The sequence below is a fragment of the Faecalibacterium sp. i21-0019-B1 genome, from assembly GCF_042852915.1.
GTDB lineage: Bacteria > Bacillota > Clostridia > Oscillospirales > Ruminococcaceae > Faecalibacterium > Faecalibacterium taiwanense.
In genome coordinates this window covers 2272113-2293798 of the sequence record NZ_AP031425.1, presented here as the reverse complement: position 1 = coordinate 2293798, position 21686 = coordinate 2272113, and the positions used below count along the sequence as shown (strand labels likewise).

General features: G+C 53.4%; 14 protein-coding genes. All 14 read right to left on the bottom strand.

The features are described from left to right. Position 1: 1 nt before the first annotated feature. On the bottom strand, positions 2–502 hold the full coding sequence (locus tag ACGHP1_RS11375) for a DUF3849 domain-containing protein (protein ID WP_390509464.1): 501 nt from the start codon (positions 500–502) through the stop codon (positions 2–4). Next, positions 499–7992: an SNF2-related protein gene (locus tag ACGHP1_RS11370; protein ID WP_390556634.1), complete on the bottom strand. Its 7494-nt coding sequence runs from the start codon at positions 7990–7992 to the stop codon at positions 499–501. The genes ACGHP1_RS11375 and ACGHP1_RS11370 overlap by 4 nt, the downstream gene beginning before the upstream one ends. 1070 nt (positions 7993–9062) lie before the next feature. After that, positions 9063–9413: a TnpV protein gene (locus ACGHP1_RS11365; RefSeq protein WP_390509463.1), complete on the bottom strand. Its 351-nt coding sequence runs from the start codon at positions 9411–9413 to the stop codon at positions 9063–9065. 764 nt (positions 9414–10177) lie between these two features. Then, positions 10178–10408 carry a transposon-transfer assisting family protein gene (locus tag ACGHP1_RS11360; protein ID WP_055270739.1) on the bottom strand — a complete coding sequence of 77 codons (231 nt, stop codon included), beginning with the start codon at positions 10406–10408 and terminating at the stop codon, positions 10178–10180. Position 10409: 1 nt separating this feature from the next. After that, on the bottom strand, positions 10410–12872 hold the full coding sequence (locus ACGHP1_RS11355; RefSeq protein ID WP_390509462.1) for a YodL domain-containing protein: 2463 nt from the start codon (positions 12870–12872) through the stop codon (positions 10410–10412). A gap of 165 nt (positions 12873–13037) precedes the next feature. Continuing rightward, complete coding sequence (locus tag ACGHP1_RS11350; protein WP_390509461.1) at positions 13038–13403, bottom strand: cysteine-rich VLP domain-containing protein; 366 nt, start codon at positions 13401–13403, stop codon at positions 13038–13040. Next, positions 13396–15183, bottom strand: coding sequence for a DNA topoisomerase (locus ACGHP1_RS11345; RefSeq protein ID WP_390509460.1), 1788 nt, complete (start codon positions 15181–15183; stop codon positions 13396–13398). Before ACGHP1_RS11345 ends, ACGHP1_RS11350 begins: the two co-directional genes overlap by 8 nt. Next, positions 15170–16795, bottom strand: a complete 1626-nt coding sequence (locus ACGHP1_RS11340) for a recombinase family protein (RefSeq protein ID WP_390556581.1) — start codon at positions 16793–16795, stop codon at positions 15170–15172. Before ACGHP1_RS11340 ends, ACGHP1_RS11345 begins: the two co-directional genes overlap by 14 nt. Positions 16796–16888: 93 nt before the next feature. Beyond that, a complete protein-coding gene (locus ACGHP1_RS11335; protein ID WP_005924684.1) occupies positions 16889–17071 on the bottom strand; it encodes a hypothetical protein in 183 nt (60 codons plus the stop codon). Positions 17072–17294: 223 nt separating this feature from the next. Beyond that, the gene (locus ACGHP1_RS11330) at positions 17295–17636 is read right to left on the bottom strand and encodes a replication initiator protein A (RefSeq protein ID WP_097786354.1); all 342 of its coding nucleotides are present in this window, start codon (positions 17634–17636) and stop codon (positions 17295–17297) included. A gap of 677 nt (positions 17637–18313) precedes the next feature. Beyond that, positions 18314–19888, bottom strand: coding sequence for a MobQ family relaxase (gene mobQ, locus ACGHP1_RS11325; RefSeq protein ID WP_346344610.1), 1575 nt, complete (start codon positions 19886–19888; stop codon positions 18314–18316). Between the two features lie 272 nt (positions 19889–20160). Continuing rightward, positions 20161–20475, bottom strand: a complete 315-nt coding sequence (locus ACGHP1_RS11320) for a DUF3847 domain-containing protein (RefSeq protein ID WP_390509458.1) — start codon at positions 20473–20475, stop codon at positions 20161–20163. 113 nt (positions 20476–20588) lie between these two features. Further along, positions 20589–20792: a DUF3847 domain-containing protein gene (locus ACGHP1_RS11315; protein WP_242983671.1), complete on the bottom strand. Its 204-nt coding sequence runs from the start codon at positions 20790–20792 to the stop codon at positions 20589–20591. 79 nt (positions 20793–20871) lie between these two features. Then, positions 20872–21588 (bottom strand): flavodoxin family protein, encoded by a 717-nt coding sequence (locus ACGHP1_RS11310; RefSeq protein ID WP_112122195.1) that lies wholly within the window; start codon positions 21586–21588, stop codon positions 20872–20874. Positions 21589–21686 lie beyond the last annotated feature (98 nt).

The following is a 21686-nucleotide window of genomic DNA, read 5'->3' as shown; positions in this document are numbered from 1 at the left end:
CTCAACGCTCCGGGGCTTTGGACTTCGCCGAAATTTTCGGCGAAGTTGTTTCAGGCGGCTTTTTCAGCTTGTCCCGGACAGAGGTTTTCTGCTGCTCCTGCGCATAGGCTTTGCGGGTCTGGCTGAGAAACAGATCGACCAGACCGGGATGGCTGTTGACGGCCAGATAGCAGTTGCGGTCAGTACCCCATGCGTCGGAATTGGCGGGGATGGACATAGCGTTTGCCCATGCTCTGTTGTCGGGAGAATACCGCCTGTCCCAATCTGCTTGACAGACGGTGATGGCGAGGATATGAAACGCGCGGTCATAGCCAAACTGCTGCACCACCTGATCGACTGCCGCTGTATCCAGCCGGTTATCCCGGTAGTGGTCGCGGATGGCGGCTTCGATCGCTTCCTTGCAGGCCGTGTTCGCCTGATTGGAAGCGCGGTAGGCCGCAAGCTCGGTATGCTCTCTGGCGTAGGCCGCCGTGTGCTTGTAAACAGGAATATTTTTCATCATCGTGCCTCCATTTCTTTCTTGTGGGGCTTTTCCGGTGCGCCATGAACAGGCGGCGCTTTCAGCCTGTCCAGAACGGAAGGCCGCGCCGATTTTGCAATCGCCTGCTCAGGCTGTGGCTGTCCCTTGCCGTCCAGATTCAGCTCCATATCCAACTCAATGAGCCGCGCCGTTTTCGCGGCCAGCTCCTGCTCCTGCGGGAATGGCTTACCGACCTCAGCCTTTGCCGCTGCCTGCTGGTTATAGAGGTTTTCAAGCTGCTCCTGAACGCTGCGCAAACGCTCCGGCATTTTATCCAGCGCGTTCTCAATGCGGACAAGGTTGCCTCTGGCATCCGAACCGAGTTCAACGCGATGGGTCATCTGGCCTTTCAGCGTCAGCGTGTACGTTTTCCACATGGAATCAAAAGCAACGGACATGGTAAAGCCGCGATAGCTGCCGATCTGTACCGGGTCTTTGCCCTTGACCTCCTTGCAGGTATCCAGCAACGCGGCACCGGCGTTTTCCTTATCAGTGAGCCGGTCGCCGCGAATCTCCATGCCGACAAAGCCTTCTGCCGGGAGCGGATGCGCCGCGAGGGTCTGCATATCCGCCTCCAGCCCACGAACAAAGCCTTTGTGTTCTTCTATCTTTTCTGGGAAGTATTTCAGCAGACTGTCCTCCAAGCGGAATTGCTTGCTGTTGTGGTCTGCTTTCATAATTTTTAGCTTGGACACCTCAATGTCCAAATCCATGCGCTCCTTGATACGGGGATCACCGGCACACAGCGCCTTGATCTCCGCAAAGGACAGCGCCGTAGCGTCCACGTCCTCACAGGAGCGAACCGGGGATTTTGAGGTCATGATCTGAGAGATGAATTTCTGTTTGTTCTCAACGGTCTGCCAGAGGTAGGCGTCAAAAGTCCCTTCGGTCACATAGCGGCAGACATGAACGAGCTTGTTCTGATTGCCCTGACGCTCAATGCGGCCTTTTCGCTGCGTGAGATCACGGGGACGCCACGGGCAATCCAAATCGTGAAGTGCGACCAAACGATCCTGCACGTTGGTGCCCGCGCCCATCTTGGCCGTGCTGCCCATCAGGACGCGCACCTGACCGCTGCGTACCTTTGCGAACAGTTCCCGCTTTTTGACCTCCGTATTGGCGTCGTGGATGAACGCGATCTGCTCCGGGGGCATACCGGCGTCAATGAGCTTTTGACGCACATCCTCATAGACCGTAAACGGCGTGTCAGAGCTTTCTTCCAACGGAATTGCACTCTCCAGCGCACGGATTTCCGGGCTGTCCAACGTACCGGGAGAAGCCTTTGCTGCCCGCTGCGAGGGTGCGGTCTTTGGCGTAGAAATGTCGCAGAACACAAGCTGTGTCAGCTTATCCGCCTCGCCGTCGCGCCAGTATTGGAGAATGTTCGCCACACATTGATTGACCTTGGTAGATTCCTCGTCGGGGAGCATGGGATTGATGATGCGCTGGTCAAGTCCCAGCTTGCGTCCGTCCGAGGTGATTTTGAGCATATTGTCCACATCCGGGCTGACCGCACCGCTGTGTACCTTGGACGCTCGTTCCGAGAGTGCTTTCACCATGTCCTGCTGGATCTGTGTGGGTTTGGTGGCGATGGTGTGATACGCAACCTCCGGCGTGGGTAAGTGGAGCTGATCCGCCGTTTTGATGTCGGCGACCTCTTTGAACAGATTCATCAATTCGGGCAAGTTGAAAAACTTTGCAAAGCGCGTCCTTGCCCGGTAGCCGATGCCCTCCGGCGCAAGCTCCAGTGCGGTGGTGGTTTCTCCAAAACGGCTTGCCCAGCAGTCAAAATGCCCCATACCCATCTCCTGCAAGCGGTCATGTTGCAAATAGCGCTGGATGGTGTAAAGCTCTGTCATGGAGTTGGAAACCGGGGTGCCGGTGGCAAACACCACGCCGCGCCCACCGGTCAGCTCATCCATGTAGCGGCACTTTGAGAACATATCCGAAGATTTCTGCGCATCGGTGGTAGAAAGCCCTGCCACGTTGCGCATCTTCGTATAGAGGAAAAGATTTTTATAATTGTCCGACTCGTCCACAAACATCCTGTCTACGCCGAGCTGTTCAAAGTAAATCACATCATCCTTGCGGTCGCTGGCTTGCAGCTTTTTCAGCCGCGCCTCCAGCCCCTTTTTCGTGCGCTCCAAGCTCTTGATGGTGAAGCTGTTGCCGCCTGCGAGCTTGGTATCCTGAATGCCATCGGTGATTTCCTCAATCTGCTGATGAAGGAGCCGTTCCTGCCGCTCCGGGCTGATGGGGATACGCTCAAACTGGCTGTGGCCGATGATAACGGCGTCATAGTCGCCGGTGGCGATACGGGCGCAGAATTTCTTGCGGTTGTGGGTTTCAAAGTCCTTCTTGGTAGTGACAAGGATGTTGGCCGAAGGATAGAGCCGCAGAAACTCGGACGCCCACTGTTCCGTCAGATGGTTTGGCACGACAAAAATGGACTTCTGGCACAGACCCAATCTCTTAGATTCCATCGCAGAGGCTACCATTTCAAAGGTTTTTCCCGCGCCGACCTCGTGTGCCAGCAGCGTATTCCCACCGTACAGCACATGGGCGATGGCGTTTTTCTGATGCTCTCGGAGGGTGATTTCCGGGTTCATACCGGAGAAAACGATGTGGCTGCCGTCATACTCGCGGGGACGAGTGCTGTTCATTTCCTCGTTGTACTGCCGTACCAGCGTTTCGCGGCGCTCCGGGTCTTTCCAAATCCAGTCCTTGAACGCATCCCGGATAAGCTGCTGCTTCTGCGTGGCAAGGGTGGTTTCCTTGGCGTTGAGGACACGGCGCTCCCGTCCGTCTGCGTCCTCAATGGTATCGTAGATGCGAATGTCGCGGAGGTTCAGCGCATCCTCCAGCAGCCGGTAGGCGCTGGCGCGATCTGTGCCATAGGTGGTGAATGCCGCCACGTCGTTGTAGCGCACCATGCTCTTGCGGGAAACCTGCCATTCTGCGGTGTACGGGACATAGCTGATCTCGATCTGTCCGCGCAGATAGCGAGGCGTTTCAAAGGTTTCATACATGAATTGCTCGATGTACTTCTTATCAAGCCATGTCGCACCCAGCCGCACCTCAATCTCGCTGGCTTCAAGGTCTTTCGGCTGGACAGCAATCAGGGCGTCCACATTCCCGGCAAAGAATGGGTCGCGCGCTGCTACACGCTGCGCGGTGCGGAGCTTCTGCCGGACGTTGCCGGAGAGATATTCGTCCGCCGTCTGCCAGCCCTTTGCCCAATGCTCGCCGCCGTCCTGCAAGTCAAATGGGCCACTGTTGGGTTCCTTGTAAATGACGCCCTTCAAATCCTCAACGATCTGTGGAATCTTTTCGCTGCTGCCCATGAGGGAGGCCATAAAGTCGAGATCGACGCAGGCTTTTTCTCCGATGCAGACAGCAAGGGCTTCGCTGGCGGTATCCACAGAATCTACGCTGCGCTGCTGCTTGATGGTGCGCTTGTGGAACATATCCGCCTTGCGCTCCAGCTTTCCGTCGTCGTCCAGCACTTCCAGTGAACACAGGAGGTAGTAAGAGGAATCGTCAGAGAACGCAAGACGGTTCGCACGGTCATTGATTAGGCCATGTTTTGCGGAGAACGCATCATAGAGGCGGTTTAGCTCGGTCTGCGCTTCCTGAATCCGGCTTTCTGCACTGTACTCGTCCATTTGCAGGGCAATCAGCTCATTCACGCAATCCCGCAGCACGACCATGCCCTTGACACGCTCGGCGGCGGTGGCGTTCAGCTCCGGTTTGACCATGCGGCTATTATCCCGGTAGTACACCTCGCCGCCCACCACGGTGTAGGAGTAGTTTTTCACATTGGGGTCTGCGGGGATAGACGTGTCGATCTGTTCGCCCTCGCCCAGCTCTGGCAGTTCCGCCTCCTGATAGGTGCCGCGAATGTTTTTCACGGCATCATGGAGCTGATCTGCAAGTTTCAGCCCCTCAATGGGGACAACGGTAAAATCCTGCTTGCCATATTGGGTGCTTTCGGAGGTCTGCCTGCCTAAAATCATCTCCGGGTGGTCAACAAAATAGCGGTTGATGGCAAAGCCATCCTCGTTCTGACCGAGGTGTACCCAATCCGGTTCGATCTCAATGGGACGGTCACGCTTTTGGAGAAAGAGAATGTCCGAAACCACATCCGTACCGGCATTGGCGCGGAACGCATTGTTGGGCAGACGAATGGCACCCAGCAGCTCCGCCCGCTGCGCGATGTACCTGCGGACTTCGGGCGATTGCTTGTCCATCGTGTAGCGGGAGGTCACAAACGCGATCACGCCGCCCGGACGCACTTGGTCGAGGGTTTTGGCAAAGAAGTAGTCGTGAATGGAAAAACCGAGCTTGTTATAAGCCCGGTCATCTACCTGATATTGTCCGAACGGGACGTTGCCCACGGCAAGGTCGTAAAAGTCTTTCCTGTCCGTTGTTTCAAAGCCCGCGATGGTAATGTCCGCCTTGGGATAAAGCTGCTTGGCAATACGTCCGGTGATGCTGTCCAGCTCCACGCCGTAGAGCTTGCTGCCCTGCATCTGCTCCGGCAGCAGGCCAAAAAAGTTGCCAACGCCCATAGACGGCTCCAGAATGTTACCGCTCTGGAAGCCCATATTGCCGACCGCTTCATAGATCGCTTTGATAACGGTGGGGCTGGTGTAGTGTGCGTTCAGCGTGGAGGCACGGGCGGCAGCGTATTCCTCCGGGGAGAGTGTGGCGTACAGCTCTGCAAACTCGTCCGACCAGTTTGGCTTATTCTCGTCGAAGGCATCCGCAAGACCGCCCCAGCCCACATAGCGGGAGAGAATTTCCTGCTGTTCAGGACTGGCCTGCAAGCCCTCAAACTCCAGCTCTTGCAGGAGATGGATCGCCGCCATATTTGCCCGAAACTTTGCTTTTGCGCCGCCGACGCCGAGGGCATCATCGGTGATGTGGAAATTCTGCGCGTCGCGGTGGCTTGCCGCCTTGAAGTCGGCATAAGCGGCCTGCTCCGCAGCGGCGACGCTGGGAAAGCCCTGCCACTCGCCGTCAATGGGGACGGATACCGCAGGACGGTGTGCGGGAAGCTCGTCGATCTCGGCCTGAGAGATGGCATCATCAAAATCAGGCACGAACTCGCCCATTTCCGAAAGTGCCGCGCGCCCTTCCTGCTCCAGAATCAGAGCTTCTTCCTCGTTCATGGCAGGCGGTTCAGGCTTGGCGGGTTCCGCAGAGGGCGGGTCATGCTCCGGTTCCGGGATGTGCAGCGTTTGGATTTCTATGTCGTAGGGCAAGTGCGTTTTCTCGGCAGGATAGAACGCGACGGGTTTGGTGACAGGCTGCGGCTGCTCCCGTTCCTGCTCTTCAACAAACGAGCGTATAAACGCAATGTGTTCAGCGCGGAAGATGGGAAATCCCTGCCTGTTTTGAAAAGTCACATCGCGCAGAGATACTTCATCCGTGCCGAAATTTACGCTGTCAATGACAAACTTCCGTCCGTCAATCTCCAGTTCCATGCCAATGGGGATATACTCCTTGGCATCGGCCTCGTTGATAACATCATAGCCGTCGGTTTCATTTGGCTGCGCAAACACGAAGCTGTGTCCATGCTCCAGCAGCCGCTTTGCGGCGCTTGCCCATTGTCCAAAATCATAGCCGGTCACAGCGGTTTCGCCCATACCGGGAATATCGCGTTGCAGCAGGCGGCGATTCAAAGCGCTGGCGGCTCGTTCTGCATCCGCGCCATAAAAAAGCAGCCGTTCTCCGACACGGACACCGATGAGCTTTTCGGGATGCTCTGCACGAAGTGCCTGATATGCCGAAATATTCGGCGCAAGCTCACGACCCTGATCTGCAATTCGTGTGAGGACAGCAGAAACCGGTTCGGTTCTGTGTTCCGGCTCGTGATTGCTCTCGCTGGAGGATGAAACGACGCTGAGATGCGCGACAGTTTCATCTGCGGAATCAACATTATAGAGCTTACCATCAATTTCCACGCGCTGCCCCATAAGGGTTTGAACCGCTTGCGGCGTCTCCGGGGTTGGCTGTTCTGTGTGCTGCGCCGCAATGACGCGCTGCGGCTCCGGTTCAGAAACCTCGAAATATCTGGTGTCGAGGTAGCGTTCAAAGGTATTGCGGTCGATGCTGACCGGCTCCTGTCCGGGTGCGTTCGGTAACGTGTGCCAGACGTGATCTTCATCTACACGCGCGATAGCGCCGACTGCTGCTATGTGGTCTAACTCTATGGATGAAATACGATCTCCAATATGATAAGTATAGCCAAGCGGTGTTGTAAACGCCGGAGGGGATAGCTCAATTCCCATATCCCGTTTGATGCCATCCAAGTAAGCAATGGCGTTATTCTGTTCTGCAAAGCGGAGCGTTTGTTCCCCGTCTCCGCAGAACCGTTCCAACACCTCATCCCAAATGCCGGTAATTCCGCCCTCGCCGGGATGCAGACGAATGGAGTATCGGTCAGGTGAAAATAACCGCAGTCGCTCATTCTCATCATAAAATTTATTCTCGCGGATGAGCTGTGCCAACCGCCGCTGTACCTGCGCCCATGTGAGCGTCACCGGCTCGGCGTTTCCTACATGGATATACATGGGGGTTTTGCTATCTTCCCAGCCATATTTTGCAGCCAGCCATGCGGCGGTGCTGCGTTCTCGCCCATGCGCCTGCATATATAGTGCGACTTCCTGCTTGCCCTTTAGGTTGTCGTGCCAATCCAGAAGCGCGTTGTCAATGTCCTCCTGTGTGATCTGATAGGGAGATGGTGCGACCGTCGCTGCCAGCGTGGGATACAGTTCCTCCAAAAGCTCCTGATGCAGCCGGTTATGGAACGCGGGCATATCAAAGTACAGGCGGACAAGCTGGAGATCATCAGATGCCGTGACAATACGACGGATAGCGTCCGCACCCTCCAGATAAGCGTTCTGGCGGTCTGAATTGCGGCAGGCATTGACAAAAGCCGTATCTTTGGAAAGCGCGTTGCCAACGGTCAGCTTGTACCCGTCAAACAGCTCCCGTACCGTGGGCTGCGTCACATCGGCGGCAGGATCATGGAACACGTTTGAACCGTCAGCGCCAAACTCCGTTTCCTGTACGTCGATGGAGGCTTCTGCTTCATGGTCAATAGAGCGCAGCGTGTAAATGTGGCGCTCACCCCTAAAGTCTGGCGCTTCGGCAATCGTCACATCATACTTATCGCGCAATTTCTCTACATACATCTCTAAATTGTGCGACGGTACGCCGCACATCTCCACACGGCCAGCGCCGGGTATCTCTCTTGTGGTAAGGTTGAGGTCAAGCAGCTCCGCCGCCTGTTTTGCGTCCTCGCCGTAAATCTCAAAGAAATCGCCCACCTGAAACAGCACGATGTCATCCGGGTGGGCTTCCTTGATGGCGTTATAGCTGTCGTAGGCGGTGTTTCGCACCACATTCTGTGCCTGCGCCTTATCATAAAGCGCCTGTTCGTCTGGTGTAAAATAGCGGTTCATCCGAATCAGCTCAGAGATACGCGAAGCGACCTTGTTCCAATTCATCTGAACATCTGCACAGCCCGCTTTTTTCAGTGTGATGCCTTTGCTGCCGTGATCTTCATAGCTGCCGCTTTCTCTGGATACGGCATGGGTATGCCCGCCGATGCCGTACTCCTTTTTCAGAAAATCGGCATTCTCCTTGGGAGTGTGCGAAGTCTGGAAAAACGCATAGATGCGGGTCTTTCCACCCTCAAAGCTGCTCCCGTTTGCAAGAGAAGCCGCAATTTCATCTTCGGTGATAAACCTGCCGGTTTCTGGAATAGCCTCCATATCGGAGCGGAATTCCTTTCGCGGAAGGGACAGATCTTCCAAACGTGTGAGAAGTGCCTGCGACTTGTGGTAATGGAAGCGCAGCAGCGCACGGTTTTCGCGGTAGGCGTCCATGAATACCTTGTATTCTGACAGGAGCCTATCCCGGAACGCCGGATTCAGCAGATCGTCCGTCAGACGCTCCGTTTCCTCTGGAAAGCTGGTGCTATGGATATTACCCAAGCAGGACAGATGCCCCAGCGACTTTGCTTCATCCGAGAAATCGTGATAAAGGTTCCAGACATCCACAGCAATACCCAGCCGCTCATAGCGCGGGGCTTCCGTGACCTCAAGATTGGTGGCAAATGCGCCGCCGTCCAGAAGCTCCTCAATACGCTCCGCCGCATCTGCCCAGCCTATCACTTGGGCAGAACGAAGATAGCGAGAGGTATCTCCGGTTGCAATATGGATACCATCGTCCCCGTACCATGCGGAAAGCCTGCCGTTATCCGTAATCAGGCCGTTGCCGCCGTAGTAAAGAGCTTTCAGAAATGCCGCGCAATCCTCTAAAGGTTTTTGCTTGGAGACTTCCGCAGCAATTTTCATCCGCGCTGCATCCGCATTACCGCCCGCGCGCAGGATGTGGTCAATATCATCCTGAGAAATGAACATAGAAAAAGCGGAGGGTGTTACACTCTCCGCTTCTGCGATGGATTGAATTTGTTCTGCCTCTGAGGGGAAGAAGGACATCTGTGCCCCAGCAGGGGCAGCGAACATATTTAGCTGAACACCAGTTCCGTGAGGATCGTTTCCTCGGCCTGCGCTTTCAGCGTGTTCATCAGCCCTACCCACTTCATCGGGTCGCTGGCTTTCAGCGCTTCCGTCACGCCCGCTGACTTCATCAGCTCCGGCATCATCTGTTCCAGCCGGTTGTTCGCTGCCTCGTCGATCTCCCGCAGATGGGGGTACAGCTTCTCGGACAGCAGGCTGTTCCACAGCACCGGACGATGCTCCTTCAGGTAATTCTTCCGCATCCTGCCGTACTTGCCCAGCGGGGTTTGCGGCTGCTCGGTCAGGCTCAGGTCGGGAATCAGATAATCTCCGCTGCGGGTATAGGTCAGTTCGCTCATGGCTTTCGCTCCTTTCCGCGATTTTCTCGCGCTCATAATTCTTGATGGTGACTTCGATCTGCCGCAGCACCAGCTCGCTGGACTGGCTGATGGCCGTTCCAAGAGCGGCGACGGTCTGCGGGGTGTTGAAATCAAAGACGTTCAGAAAATCCTCATGCTCGAAGTATTCTCCCGGCTGCATCCCACAACGGGACAGCAGCGCATAGGTGGTGCTGACAACGGCGGCATTCCGAAAAGCGGCTCCGATGTTGAACTCATCATAGTCCTCCAAAAAGGAACCGTCAACGATGCCGACAATATCGCGCCGGTTGTCGTGCCAGTATTCATCTACAAGCTGCGCCGCCACACGCTCCAACTGATCGGCAAGCCCGTTTTCACCGGAAACGTCGAAGCGCTGCTCCAGCGCCGCAGATACCACCCCACGATGCTCCTGCCGGTATTCCCAAAGATACGGGCGGCGAGAGTTCTCGCCGCCGCTGGTGTCGGAAACATCAAATACATATCGGAGTTTGGGTTGGTCGCTGCTGGTATCCACAAGGGCGATGCCCTTGCTGCCTCGTCGCACATACCGGCGCATCTGCTTATTCCAGAGGTCGTATTCCGCGCAGGCCGTGGCCTCCGGGCGCTGGGCGAAGATCATGAGCTGCTCGTTGTAGGGGTACTTATACAGCCTTGCGGCGGTGGTCAGAAATGCCGTCCACTTCTGGTAGCTTCCCGTGATCTGCTCCGCCGTGCGGTCTGCCATCTGCGCATAGAGCTGTACTTTACTCGGCATCCATATCCTCCTTTTCAAAATCGGGGAACAGGTCAAGCGCGTCATATTCCGCGTCGCTCATCCTGCGCAGCTTTGCGATGGCGCTGTCCGTCAGCTCCCGCAGCTCCGTTTCATCCGCAGCGAGGTAGCCGCGCATTTCCTCCAGCGCCGCGATCAAGCCCGTGCGGGTGCCGGTGTTGTAGAGGCTCATAAGCTGCCGTTCTTCAAATGTGATGTTCATATCAAAGCTCCTTTTCCGCGCTCTTTTTCGGCGCTGTTTTGTGTGGACGTTCCTGAACAGGCTGGTTCTTGAGCTGCTCCAGCACGGAGGGCTTGCGTTCACCGGCATCCCGTTCCCGGTGGGCAGCCGCCGCCAAATCCATCAGGGAGATGGACATACCGGCCTTGACCTGTGCCTCAAGATTGGCAACGGTGGGCTGTTTGGAGCCGTTATTGATAATGCCGTCGATCATGCCGTAATCGTCCTCCATCGACATTTCGGCGGCTTTCAGGTAATTCTCCGGCTTCTGAAAAGCGGGCAGCTCCTGAAATCCCATGCTGTCACAGTAGTGATAGGATACCTTGCCGTTCTGTTTCAGCGCAACGATGTCGCTGACGGAGAGGCTGTGTCCCACAAAATCGCCGGGGCGCTCGTCGTTGAAAATGTAGTAGAAGTTTTCAAGGATTCTGCCGGTATCATCGTCCGGGTACACCTCACGGGTATAAATGGCTTCATAGTTGGCCGGGTCAGGCGGTGCGGCCAGACTGCCGAGGCTGGCAAAACGCAGCTCGACCGGCGCGTCCCGGCGCAGTTGATAGATCGCCATAGAATCGGTGGGGCTGTTCAAAAAGCGCTGTTCCACATCACGGGGCGGGATATGGCCTTTGACCGCATCCCAATCCGGTTGTGTGATCCCGAACATTCCGTCATGCTTGATGATGTCCTCGGCCTCAAAAACCATTTCTTCGGCGTTGTCGGGATGGAGCATATAAACCGTGATGTCATGCTCCAGCAGCTCCAGCGCCCGGTCTTTGGAAAGCGGGAGCATATCGCCGTCCAGATACCCATAGCTGCGCATATCGTCCACCGTCAGCGTGGGGTCGGGCATCGGGGTGGCCTGTTCCAGCTCTGGCGAAGTTGGAAGTGTGCCTGCGGCACGAGAACCGGCCTCCTCGTGAACAACCTGATTGTCGTCCGATGACAATTCGAGTGAGTACAAAATCCCTGCAAACTTGTTTGACAAAACTTCAAACGGCACGGTCTTATCATAGCCATGTGTTTCGCAGATACGAATCGCAGCCGCCAAAAGAAAGTTTACATCATCGTCATGTACTGTTCCGCTTTCCAGAAGGTGTAGAGTGTCCTTGTCGTAAAGTTCATAGGCATATTTTGCACCATCTTCTGTTATGCGAAGATGCTTGCTCCCACCATCAACCGCATACCAACGCTCATTAGCGTCGAGTTCCTTTAAGGAAGTGTGACTTTTCTGAAATGCCTCAACTTCCAACAGCAGCTCATTCGCTCTGTGCGCGTATTCATCGCTCTGCTCAAGTGTTTCGGACAGGAAGCCTTTTATCTCATCTGCTCCTGTCAACAGATCTTCGTAGAAATGCTGGAGGCAATCTTCCTGACTTGCAAATTCGCTGAGAAAGGCAAGGCCATTCGCATCGAGATACAGCTCTGAAATGCTTTTTGCCAAGTCAGCCGCAGACATATTGCTGTTCTCTTTTAATTGGCTTTCCGCTTGCTCGGATTTCTCCACAGAAATGCCGCGCTCCCTGCAAATCTCCGCAAAATGCCGGTCAATGTCCGTAATCAGCTCGGAAGCCGTCTTGTTGATGGTTTCCAGACTGGCGCGAAGCTCTTTCAGCTCCTTGCCCTTTGACCATGTGGCGATATAGCCGAAGCTGTTTTCTCCCGTTTCAATGCCGTAATACTGGCAGACCGCATAGGAGATACTTTCGGCCTCGACCTCCTCGGTGTTGCGACTCTTTTCTCCGGGGACAAGGATCGTCTCACCATCGTCCGCAAGCTCTGTCATGTGTTCATAGTCGTGGAGCTTGGCGTGAGCAATCTCATGGACGGCGGCGCATACCGTCTGCACCTCACTCATACCGGCGCGGATGGTGATGCTCTGCGCCTTAATGCTGAAAAAGCCATCTGTGTCATGCGCAACGGGCTTTATCTCTATCGGAACGGGAGAAGCGCGGCGCAGCGCCTCCATGAAAACCTCATACTGCTGCACATTGCCGCTCAGATCAGCGGCAAGCTGGGGCAAGGGCTTTCCCGCAGTCTGTGACACATCAAAGACGGATACCACCTTGAACATAGGGTTTCGGATTTCCTTTTCCTCAATGATGGCCTTGCCATCCGCATCCAGCACCGGCGCATTGGTTTCCGGGTCGGTCTTGATTTCCTCGACCTTTTTCTTATAGGGAGTAGGAGCGATGATGCGGATACCTTTTTCGCCTTTCAGGACGTTCCTGCCGAACTGATCGCGCCACTTGTTGAAGCCCGCCACATGGGTGGCGTCGGGGCGCTGCATATAGATGAGCATGGTGTTGTTGACCGAGTAGCGGTGAAAGCGGCTCATGGTGGCAAGGTACTTCCGGTACTTATCGCTCTCGAACAGCTCCTTGATGCCGTTTTCGATGCTGTCAACGATTTCCCGCATCCGGTCTTTGTTGCTTTGCTTTTCAGCCATGATGATCTCCTTTCAAAAAATAGCGCCCCTGCGCAGAAGAAAACACATCCTGCACAGGGGCAATTCTCCGCAGATAGATGTTGTTTTCGGGCTTGCGGATAGAATGTCTCAGCCCCTTGGGATTCCGCATGGAAAAAGCCTTGCAGCATGGGGCTTTTTCGGCCTCTATTTGCGGAGGTTCCAGTATTGTTCACGCTTCCGTTTGGCGTCCTGCTTTCGGCGCTCCTGCTCGGCGCAGACCGGGCAATACTTGGCGCGGTTGGAGGAAGAATAGACCGGCTTACCGCAGACGGCGCAGCGCTTTCCCGGCCTTTCCCGCATCACGTCGGCCAGCAGCTCATGGTCGGCGGGAAGCACCGCGTTTCGGAACCAGTTGCACAGCAGCGAGTAGGAAATACCCTGTACGCAGACGCAAGGCTCTCCATCATCCAGCGCGAGGCAGTTGCCGTGATCATAATTACAGCAGAGCTTCCGAATGAGCTTTTTGGAGCGGCGGAGCTGCTTGTGATCCATACGCGGCGCATCAGCCATTGTCGAACACCAGCTTATAGCCCGTGCGCTGCCCATCGTCCTCCAAAAGAACGACGGCATCATAGGTCTTTCCGGTCTTTTCAGAATAACAGCCTTTCAGCGGAGCGCGGCCATTCTTCAGAAGCGCGGCGGCAATGGATTTCGTCAGTGTCTTTTTCTTGGCGGCGAAGAATCGGCTATTTTTCCAGAGAACAAAGGAACAGGCACGGTTCTCGCAGAAAAAGCCTTTCTGTGATTCCGTCACCTCGGCTCCGCAGCGGGGACACTTGCCGACCGCCTCGCGCCCGGATGGGAACAGGACTTCCACACCGGGGATGGGCTTGTAGGTCTGCACCAGTTCATTCAGCATGGCGGCGATCCCCGCCATAAAGCTATCCGGCGCAAGCTCGCCGCGCTCAATTTCTTTCAGACGATGTTCCCATTCGGCGGTGAGTTGTGGGGATTGAAGCTGTTCGGGCAGGACGGTGATGAGCGCCGTGCCGGTGGAGGTGGGCAGCAGATTTGTGATCTTCTTGGACTTCCTGCGCTCCACAAAACCGGAGGACACCAGCTTTTCAATGATACCGGAACGGGTCGCCGGGGTGCCAATGCCCTTGCGCTCGGCATCATCTGGCATATCCTCCTTGCCCGCGTTCTCCATCGCAGCCAGCAGCGTATCCTCGGTGAAATGCTTGGGCGGCGTGGTTTTTCCGGTCTTGACCGATGCGGCAGATACGGAAAGCGTCTGTTGCTCCGTCACCACTGGCAGCGCGGGCGCTGCCTCTGCCTGCTCCTGCTCATAGCGCTTCCAGCCGGGAGCAAGGACGGTTTTGCCCTTGGCGGTGAAGCTCTGACCGGCACAGTCCACCGTAATGACCGTTTCTGCGTAGCGATGTGGTTCATCCACCGCACGAAGCAAGCCCCTTGCCGCCAGCTTCAGCACCTCGCGTTCGCCCAGCGGCAGAGAGGCTATATCTACCTTTTCCGCGCTGATGGTGGGAACAATGGCGTGGTGATCGGTGACTTTTTTACTGCTGCATACCTGCTTGGCGCAGATGGTCGGCGGCTTCTCCATGCCGCAGACAGCGGCAGCGGCGGCGACAAGGCCGGGGACGCTGCCCTCCATATCGTCGGTCAGATAGCGGCTGTCGGTGCGCGGGTAGGTACAGAGCTTCTTTTCATAGAGCGCTTGGAGATAGTCGAGGGTCTGCTGGGAGGTGTAGCCGAGAACGCGGTTGGCGTCGCGCTGGAGGGCGGTCAAATCGTAGAGCGCGGGCGCTTTCTCAGACTTTTCCTTGCGCTCCACGCTTTTGACGGTTACTGCCTTGCCCTTGCAGGCGTTGGCGATGGCGTCGGCGTCCTTCCTGTCCTTCATTCGGCCTGTCGTGGCGGGAAAGCCGCAATCGAGCTGAACGGTGTAGAACGGTTCTGCCGCAAATGCGGAGATCTCCGCCTCACGCTGTACCAACAGCGCCAGCGTGGGCGACATGACGCGCCCGATGTTCAATGTGCGGCCATACGTCAGGGAGAAATACCGCGTGGCGTTGATACCAACCAGCCAATCAGCCTTGGCGCGGCACAGGGCAGATTGATGCAGGCCGTCATAGTCGCGCCCAGACTTAAGCTGCTGAAAGCCGCTGCGGATGGCATCATCCTCCATTGAAGAAATCCAAAGCCGCAGAATCGGCTTGGAGCATCCCACAAGGCAGTAAACCGTGCGGAAGATCAGCTCACCCTCGCGCCCAGCGTCTGTAGGATAGTTCTCGGAGGTGACTTTTCTGACTTTGTTACTCGATGGCATCCAATGGGCCGATAAAGCGGTAGAAAATCTGGATTTTCTGGACGTATTCGCCATCGACCTTTTCCGCTTTGGATACCAGAATCTTGTCAATCAGCTGATGCAGAATCTTATAGTTCAGTTCGGTGATGCCAGCGTACTTGCTGACTTCATCAATAAAATCCTGAATCTTGTCCAGCTGATCGTGTTCAGCACGGCCTTCCCGCTCGTACTGCTCAATCTTCTCGGTCAGTTCAGCCTGTTCTTTGTCGTAGCGATCTGCAAGCATTTGAAAACGTTTCTCCGGGAGAAGTCCCTTTGATACGTCCTCATAAAGTTTTGCATACAGGTCTTCGATTTCTGCGATTCGTGCTTTACACTGCTTCAAATCCCGTTTGTGCTGCGCCCGGTCAGAGGACACCCGGAGGTGCATCTGATTTGCAATCTTCTTCACAAGGGCTTCCCGATTGCTCACAGCGGCCTTTGCGTGTGCCTGAATGTCCGCAAAGACAGCTTCATGCAGAACACGTGCTTCCAAATTATGAGAGTCACAGGCTTTCGCACCATATTTCCGATAAGTGCTGCAACAATAAAAGGTCTGATCCAGAACACTGTTACGTTTGCGCCTGTGCTCGACCTTGACTAACATCGTTCTGCCGCAGTCTGCACAGCGGACGATGCCCTTGAAGATATTGTCATAGTCGGTCTTATCACACATAAAACAACCGGAACGGCTGTAAAGGATTCGCTGCACGTTTTCCCAGCGGTCTTGTGGGATGATTGCTTCATGTGTATTCGGAACGATAGCGCGTTCTTCAAACGGAATATAACGCCGCTTTTTGGATTTCATGGACACGGTGGGCTTGGCTTCGTAGATGATGTGTCCGGCGTAGACTGGGCTGTGCAGAACCTGACTGATATAGGCACTGTCCCAATCATACATCTTTTCATCATCAATAAAGCGGCCAAACATCTCTTTCTTGTAGTAACACGGCTTCAAAACTTTTTCATCGTGGAGCCGCTTGGCGATGCGGTGAAGCCCCAGCCCTTCCTCTGCCATTGAATAGATATACTCAACAACGGGGGCGGTGTTCGGGTCGATCACAAGGTGATTGTGGTCGGCAGGGTCTTTCTGGTAGCCAAACGGTGCGCCGCTGGAGATATACTTTCCGCTTTTCTTGCGTGTCCGAAGGGCACTCTTGATTTTTCGGGAAGTGTCTTTGGCGTACATTTCATTGATGATGTTTCGGAACGGGGCAATATCCATCTGGGATTGCTCGTTGGAATCATAACCATCGTTGATTGCAATATAGCGGACACCGTGTTCAGGAAAGAATATCTCCATATACGTTCCGGTTTCGATGTGGTTGCGTCCAAGTCGGGACTGGTCTTTGGTAATGACAGTCGCTACCTTTCCATCCCGGATATCATCCAGAAGTTCCTGAAAGGCAGGGCGGTCAGAGTTCGTGCCGCTGTAACCATCATCGACATAGTACTGGCAATTCCCGAAACCGTTGCGTGTGGCATACTCCATAAGCATCGCCTTTTGAGTGCGGATGCTCAGGCTTTCGCTGTTTGAACCGTCATCTTTTGACAGCCGGCAGTATAAAGCAGTTACTTTTTTGTCCTTTTCCATGCGTACCTCCATAATGGAAAAGAGACCTCATCAATCACATTGTAGCGGATGCTGCGTGATGATGCAAGCCCTTTTCCGCAGTAAAACGTCCAATTAGCCAGCGGCGAGATACGATTCGGCAGTTTTACGAATTTCTTCTTCCGCAAGCCGCTGAAAAAGCGTATTCATCGGCACATTGCCGATATAATGGCGTTCCACGATCAGGCGCACGGACTTCGGACTTCTTGGCGCACGTTTGCGTGTGGTGGGCTTCTTCTCGGATTTTTCTTTGTTCAAGGGCAGACCTCCTCATTCATGTGGTGCAAATACGGAAAGGAATGGATGGATTCTATTCGTTTTTCTCTTTTTGTTTTATTACGTTGGTTAGGTGAAAGTTTTCTTCGATACAGTCTTAAAGGCTGCTATACTGCATAGGAAAAATCTCTTTTGCAGATGCCATTAAGAATCTGCATCACAGAATCGTGATTTTGGCGGTTCTTGAATCGTGAAAAACGCAGAACTATTCAACATTTGGAATTTTCACAAAGATGTGATTGGGCGAAGAAAACCGCGTTCGTCTGCGCTCAATCAATCCTGCAGCGTCCAATTCCTTAAGCGCACTGGAAACACTGACCGTGCTGCGCCCTAGCTGCTCAGCCAAAGAGCAAATCGTAAAAATGACAAACACGAAACCACGTTCATCTATCCAGAGATTTTTCTGCGAGAGCGTGGCACGGTCGAGCAGCAGCACATAAGTCATTTTTGCAGTCTGGCTCAGGTCAAGTTCCAAAAGGAAGCGTGGGTACGGGAGAAACGGCGGCAGCAGAGTTTGCGTGGTAAGATATTCTGAAATGTTGATCACCTCCAGCTGAAGCAGAAATCAGAAACAAAGAGTATGTAACGAGAATTGGTGGGTTCCAATTCTCCAGTCGCAGAAAAGCACGAAACAAGTGCTCAACTGCGTTAATAAGTTAAGGTCTCCCATATTGGTCCTCGACTTCCCTAGGAGTGGGGAATCGTCCGGCGGCGGGCTTGCACCGCACCATTGGCATTTCAGCCACCCCGTCTTCGTCATGACCGGGCTGCGAGTTACAGAAGTACCTTTTGTGAAGTACCGGACGATTGAACGATTCACTTGTCAAGGAACATATGGAAGATTTCTGGACTTTGACGGACGAAAAACATCCTTCTACTTGGTAGCCGACGAAAAAGGCCATTTCGTAGCATTGAAAGCAATTTTGTAAACAAAACGTCATAATAGTCCGAGAATGGTCTTGAAAAAGATGCCCTACACTTGGTAGGCATCGAGAACGCCTGTTTCGTAGCATTGGTGAGGAACTTGTAATCAAATTGTAATCTTTGAGACCAAATCTCCGCTTTTGAAAAAGTCCTCTCACTTGGTAGGCATCGAGAAAGACCTTTAGACACCCATAATTTTGAGAATTAACAAAAAAGTCACATTTGGATTGTTTTACAATGTAAAAAATCTATGTATTCCTGCCACAGACTGCAATGGCACATCAGTGGCAGAAATATAATTTAGAGCGATTCTTCGCGGTTCATGGGGGTAATCGCTTTGTGTTTTGATTTTTCTTGCTGAAGCTGCTCCAACTGTTTCAGCACAGATTCTTTCTCTGGGGTCTTACCGCCCGGTGCAGAAAGCTGCTGCTTATTCAGCACCATGTCGATATACTTGCGGATATTTTTTAGTGCGGAGATATCCGGCTGCAAGGTTTCCAGTTGGGTGCGCAGCTCTGCGCTGCCGGATTGCAGCGCAGAAAATTCGGCATCCAATGCCGAAAAATCCACCGCTGTGCTGCCGTTCAGCTTCATCATAGTTCGGACAGCTTTATTGAAAGCGTCCAGTTCTTCCTTGTGCTGGCTGGCATAGGCATCTTTCGTCAGCTTGAAGTTCTTTTTTAGAAAGGTATCGTGGATGGGTTTCAGCTTGGCATGGATGGCAGCAGCATCCTTGATCTGGGCGATTGCCCGTATTCGGTTCTCATTCTGCTTCAACTGCCTGCGGAGAGGGGCGGCGGTCTGGTTCAGGTTAGAAATTGCAGTGTCCAAATCCTCAACGGTGTTCAGTGAATGGGTTTTCAGATAGTCCACAGCCCGTTTAACTTCCTCAAAGTCCCGGACTGTGCATTTAAGTTTTGCCTTGCCAGACCAATCGCTGCGCTGCTCATTGCGGAGGTTGAAGTAGTCCACCAGCAGATCGGACAGCGTGGGTTCCTTTGCTTGTTCCAGTGCATCCAAAAGAATCTGTTTCTTTTCGGTCAGGTCTGCGATCCAGCGTTGCAGCCCACGAATTGCGCTGCGGATGGACTGCATCAGGTTGTTGGCCGCACGAATATCCCGGTTCAGATTGCCGAGAAAGGTTTCCACCCCACGCTTTTCCATTTGGTGTGCGGCGGGGCCGAGATGGACGGTCGGTATCTGCTGGATGCCCTGCCGCTCAAAGGAGCGCAGGTCAACACGTTCCGGTCTGCCAGCAGCTTCCAGATAGCGGTTGGTGATGGTCTCCCAGCCATGCCGCCAGACCTCGGCGTACTTCTGGTCGTTCCAGTCCACGGTGCTTTCCTTGTGGCATTTCCAGTTGCCGGAAGGGAGCCGGATGCGCTCGCCGTTCTCGTCAAGGTCGTATACCTTTCGGGCTTTCGGGAGCCACTTGCCGTGTTCGTCCATTGCTCGGAGCGTCAGCAGAACGTGGGCGTGTGGGTTGCCATCTCCCTTGTCGTGGATGGCAAAATCGGCTATCATGCCTTTGGAAACGAACTGCTCATTGCAAAATTCTTTGAGCATGGGAAGATACTGCTCTTTCGGAACTTCCACTGGGAGCGCCAGCACGATGCGGCGGGCAAGCTGCGAGTTCCATTGATTCTCCACGGCTTCCACGGCGTTCCAGAGGGTCGCCCGGTCTGCAAATCCGGGCGGCGCATGGGACGGCAGCATAATCTCGGCGTGGACAAGCTCTTTCTTTTTGTTGTAGAATTTTGTTTTCTGGTCGTACTCGCTGAACAGCCGTTCGCCGCTCTGGTAAGCGGCCCCGGCAACAGCGGACTGCCCTTGGCTGCGCTTGACGATGGTAATTTTGAAATGCGGACACGGAATAGGCATCACCTCCAAACAAAAAGACCGCCCAGCAAGATGGCTCTTGTTGAACGGTCAGGAATCGTATTCGGTTTTGCTCACTGCCTTGGTTCGGAGTGCTGCGCACTTTGGGGCAAGGCGGGAGCCGCAAAAGGATAGCTGCAAAGCAGCGCAAGGAAAATGCAGTTTTCCTTGGGATGGAATCGGGCTGGCGCACAAACGCCAGCTTCGATTTCATCGAGCCGTCTGCAAGACCGCAATTTCACCGGAACGGTGTATAATTGCGCCCTATTTCATAGGGGGTTTGGAACGTTCTGCTTTTCGTGAACGTCATGCACCATCTTTGCAAGCGCCAGCACGACTTCCGGTTGACGGAACGAGATTTTCAGAAGCTCCATCACCTGATCGTTGGTGAGTTCTTCCGGCGCGATCAGAAAACTTTCCAGCATCCCGGCACGGGTACACAGTCGATGCACACGGGCTTTGCGGGTCAGCTCCGGTATCTGATGCTCCAGAATTTTCTCGCGGTACTTGTAGTAGCGCAGCTGCTGCTCGGCTTTGGCTTTTTCGCTGCGGAGATAGGCAAGGGCGGTTTTGGGTTGGGTCATGGCATCACGCTCCTTTACAACATTAGTGACATTCGACATTTTTGTTGGTTCGTGGTACACTACATCCAATCGTTGCGAATCAGTTGGAGGTGGTTGTGTTGCTTTCTCTGTACTTAGCTGTTCTTGACGATCAAAGCAATGAAGAACAGTTTATAGATTCCGGCACGGGTGCAAAGACGATGCACACGCTCTCTCCGGTTCAACTCTGACATCCTGCGTTCAAGGATCTTCTCTCGGTTCTGGCAAGAGCGCAGCTTTTGCTCTGCTTTGGCTTTTTCGTTGCGGAGATAGGCTAGGTCGGTTTTCGGTTGGGTCAATGGCATCACGCTCCTTTTTGGGAAAAATAAAAAGCCAAACAATCAGACTTGATTCGCACTGATTGTTTGGCTAGAGGTACTACAGGTGCTTATTAAATTTAAGCCTTTTACTTAATATCATATCCAACAGTGAATTATATCTCATTAGATGCTTTTCCCAATAATTTTTCTCGTATGTTGGTAGTTGAAAGTCTTTATAGCTTTTTTTCATTGAGCGAAAGCATTGCTCTTGTCTTTCAGAAACATGGATAAGTTCATCGTCTGCTGTAAGCACTCGAATTAATTTGTTTACTGATTTTTTGCATATGCTGGCAAATTCATCCTTGATCAAATTTTCTTTTTCAACAACCACCGAATCAACAACATAAAGTCCAAGAAAGTCGGATATATATTTTAGATATTCCATTGCGCCGTTCATGTTTTTTCGATCAGACACGGTTACTAAAATTGCATATTTTCCAGCGAGTTTAAATAGGTGTGTCCAACAAGAAATTCTATCAAGGAAAACTTTCGTACTTCCACTTATTGAGTTGTTATAAACTGGTGATACCAATACAATAACATCAGATGCAAGCATATCGCTTCTAATCAAATTCATAGAATCTGAGCACAAATACATTCCCGTTTTAAAGCATTCCTGACAACCAGAACAAAATTGAATGTTCTCCATTCCATGCGAAAGGAATTCGATAGACTCAGGAGCTGACATTTTTAGCAACTGCATGAACTGATCAATCCACATACAACAAACAGAGTTGGCTCTATGCCGACTTCCGTTAAAAACAAAAACTTTCATCGCTTATTCTCTATCCACTTTGACTTATGCAAATAATCCATCAATGACCTCTCGCACCAAAAATCTATTATGTAGGAAAGCGCAAAGAGGAAAACATA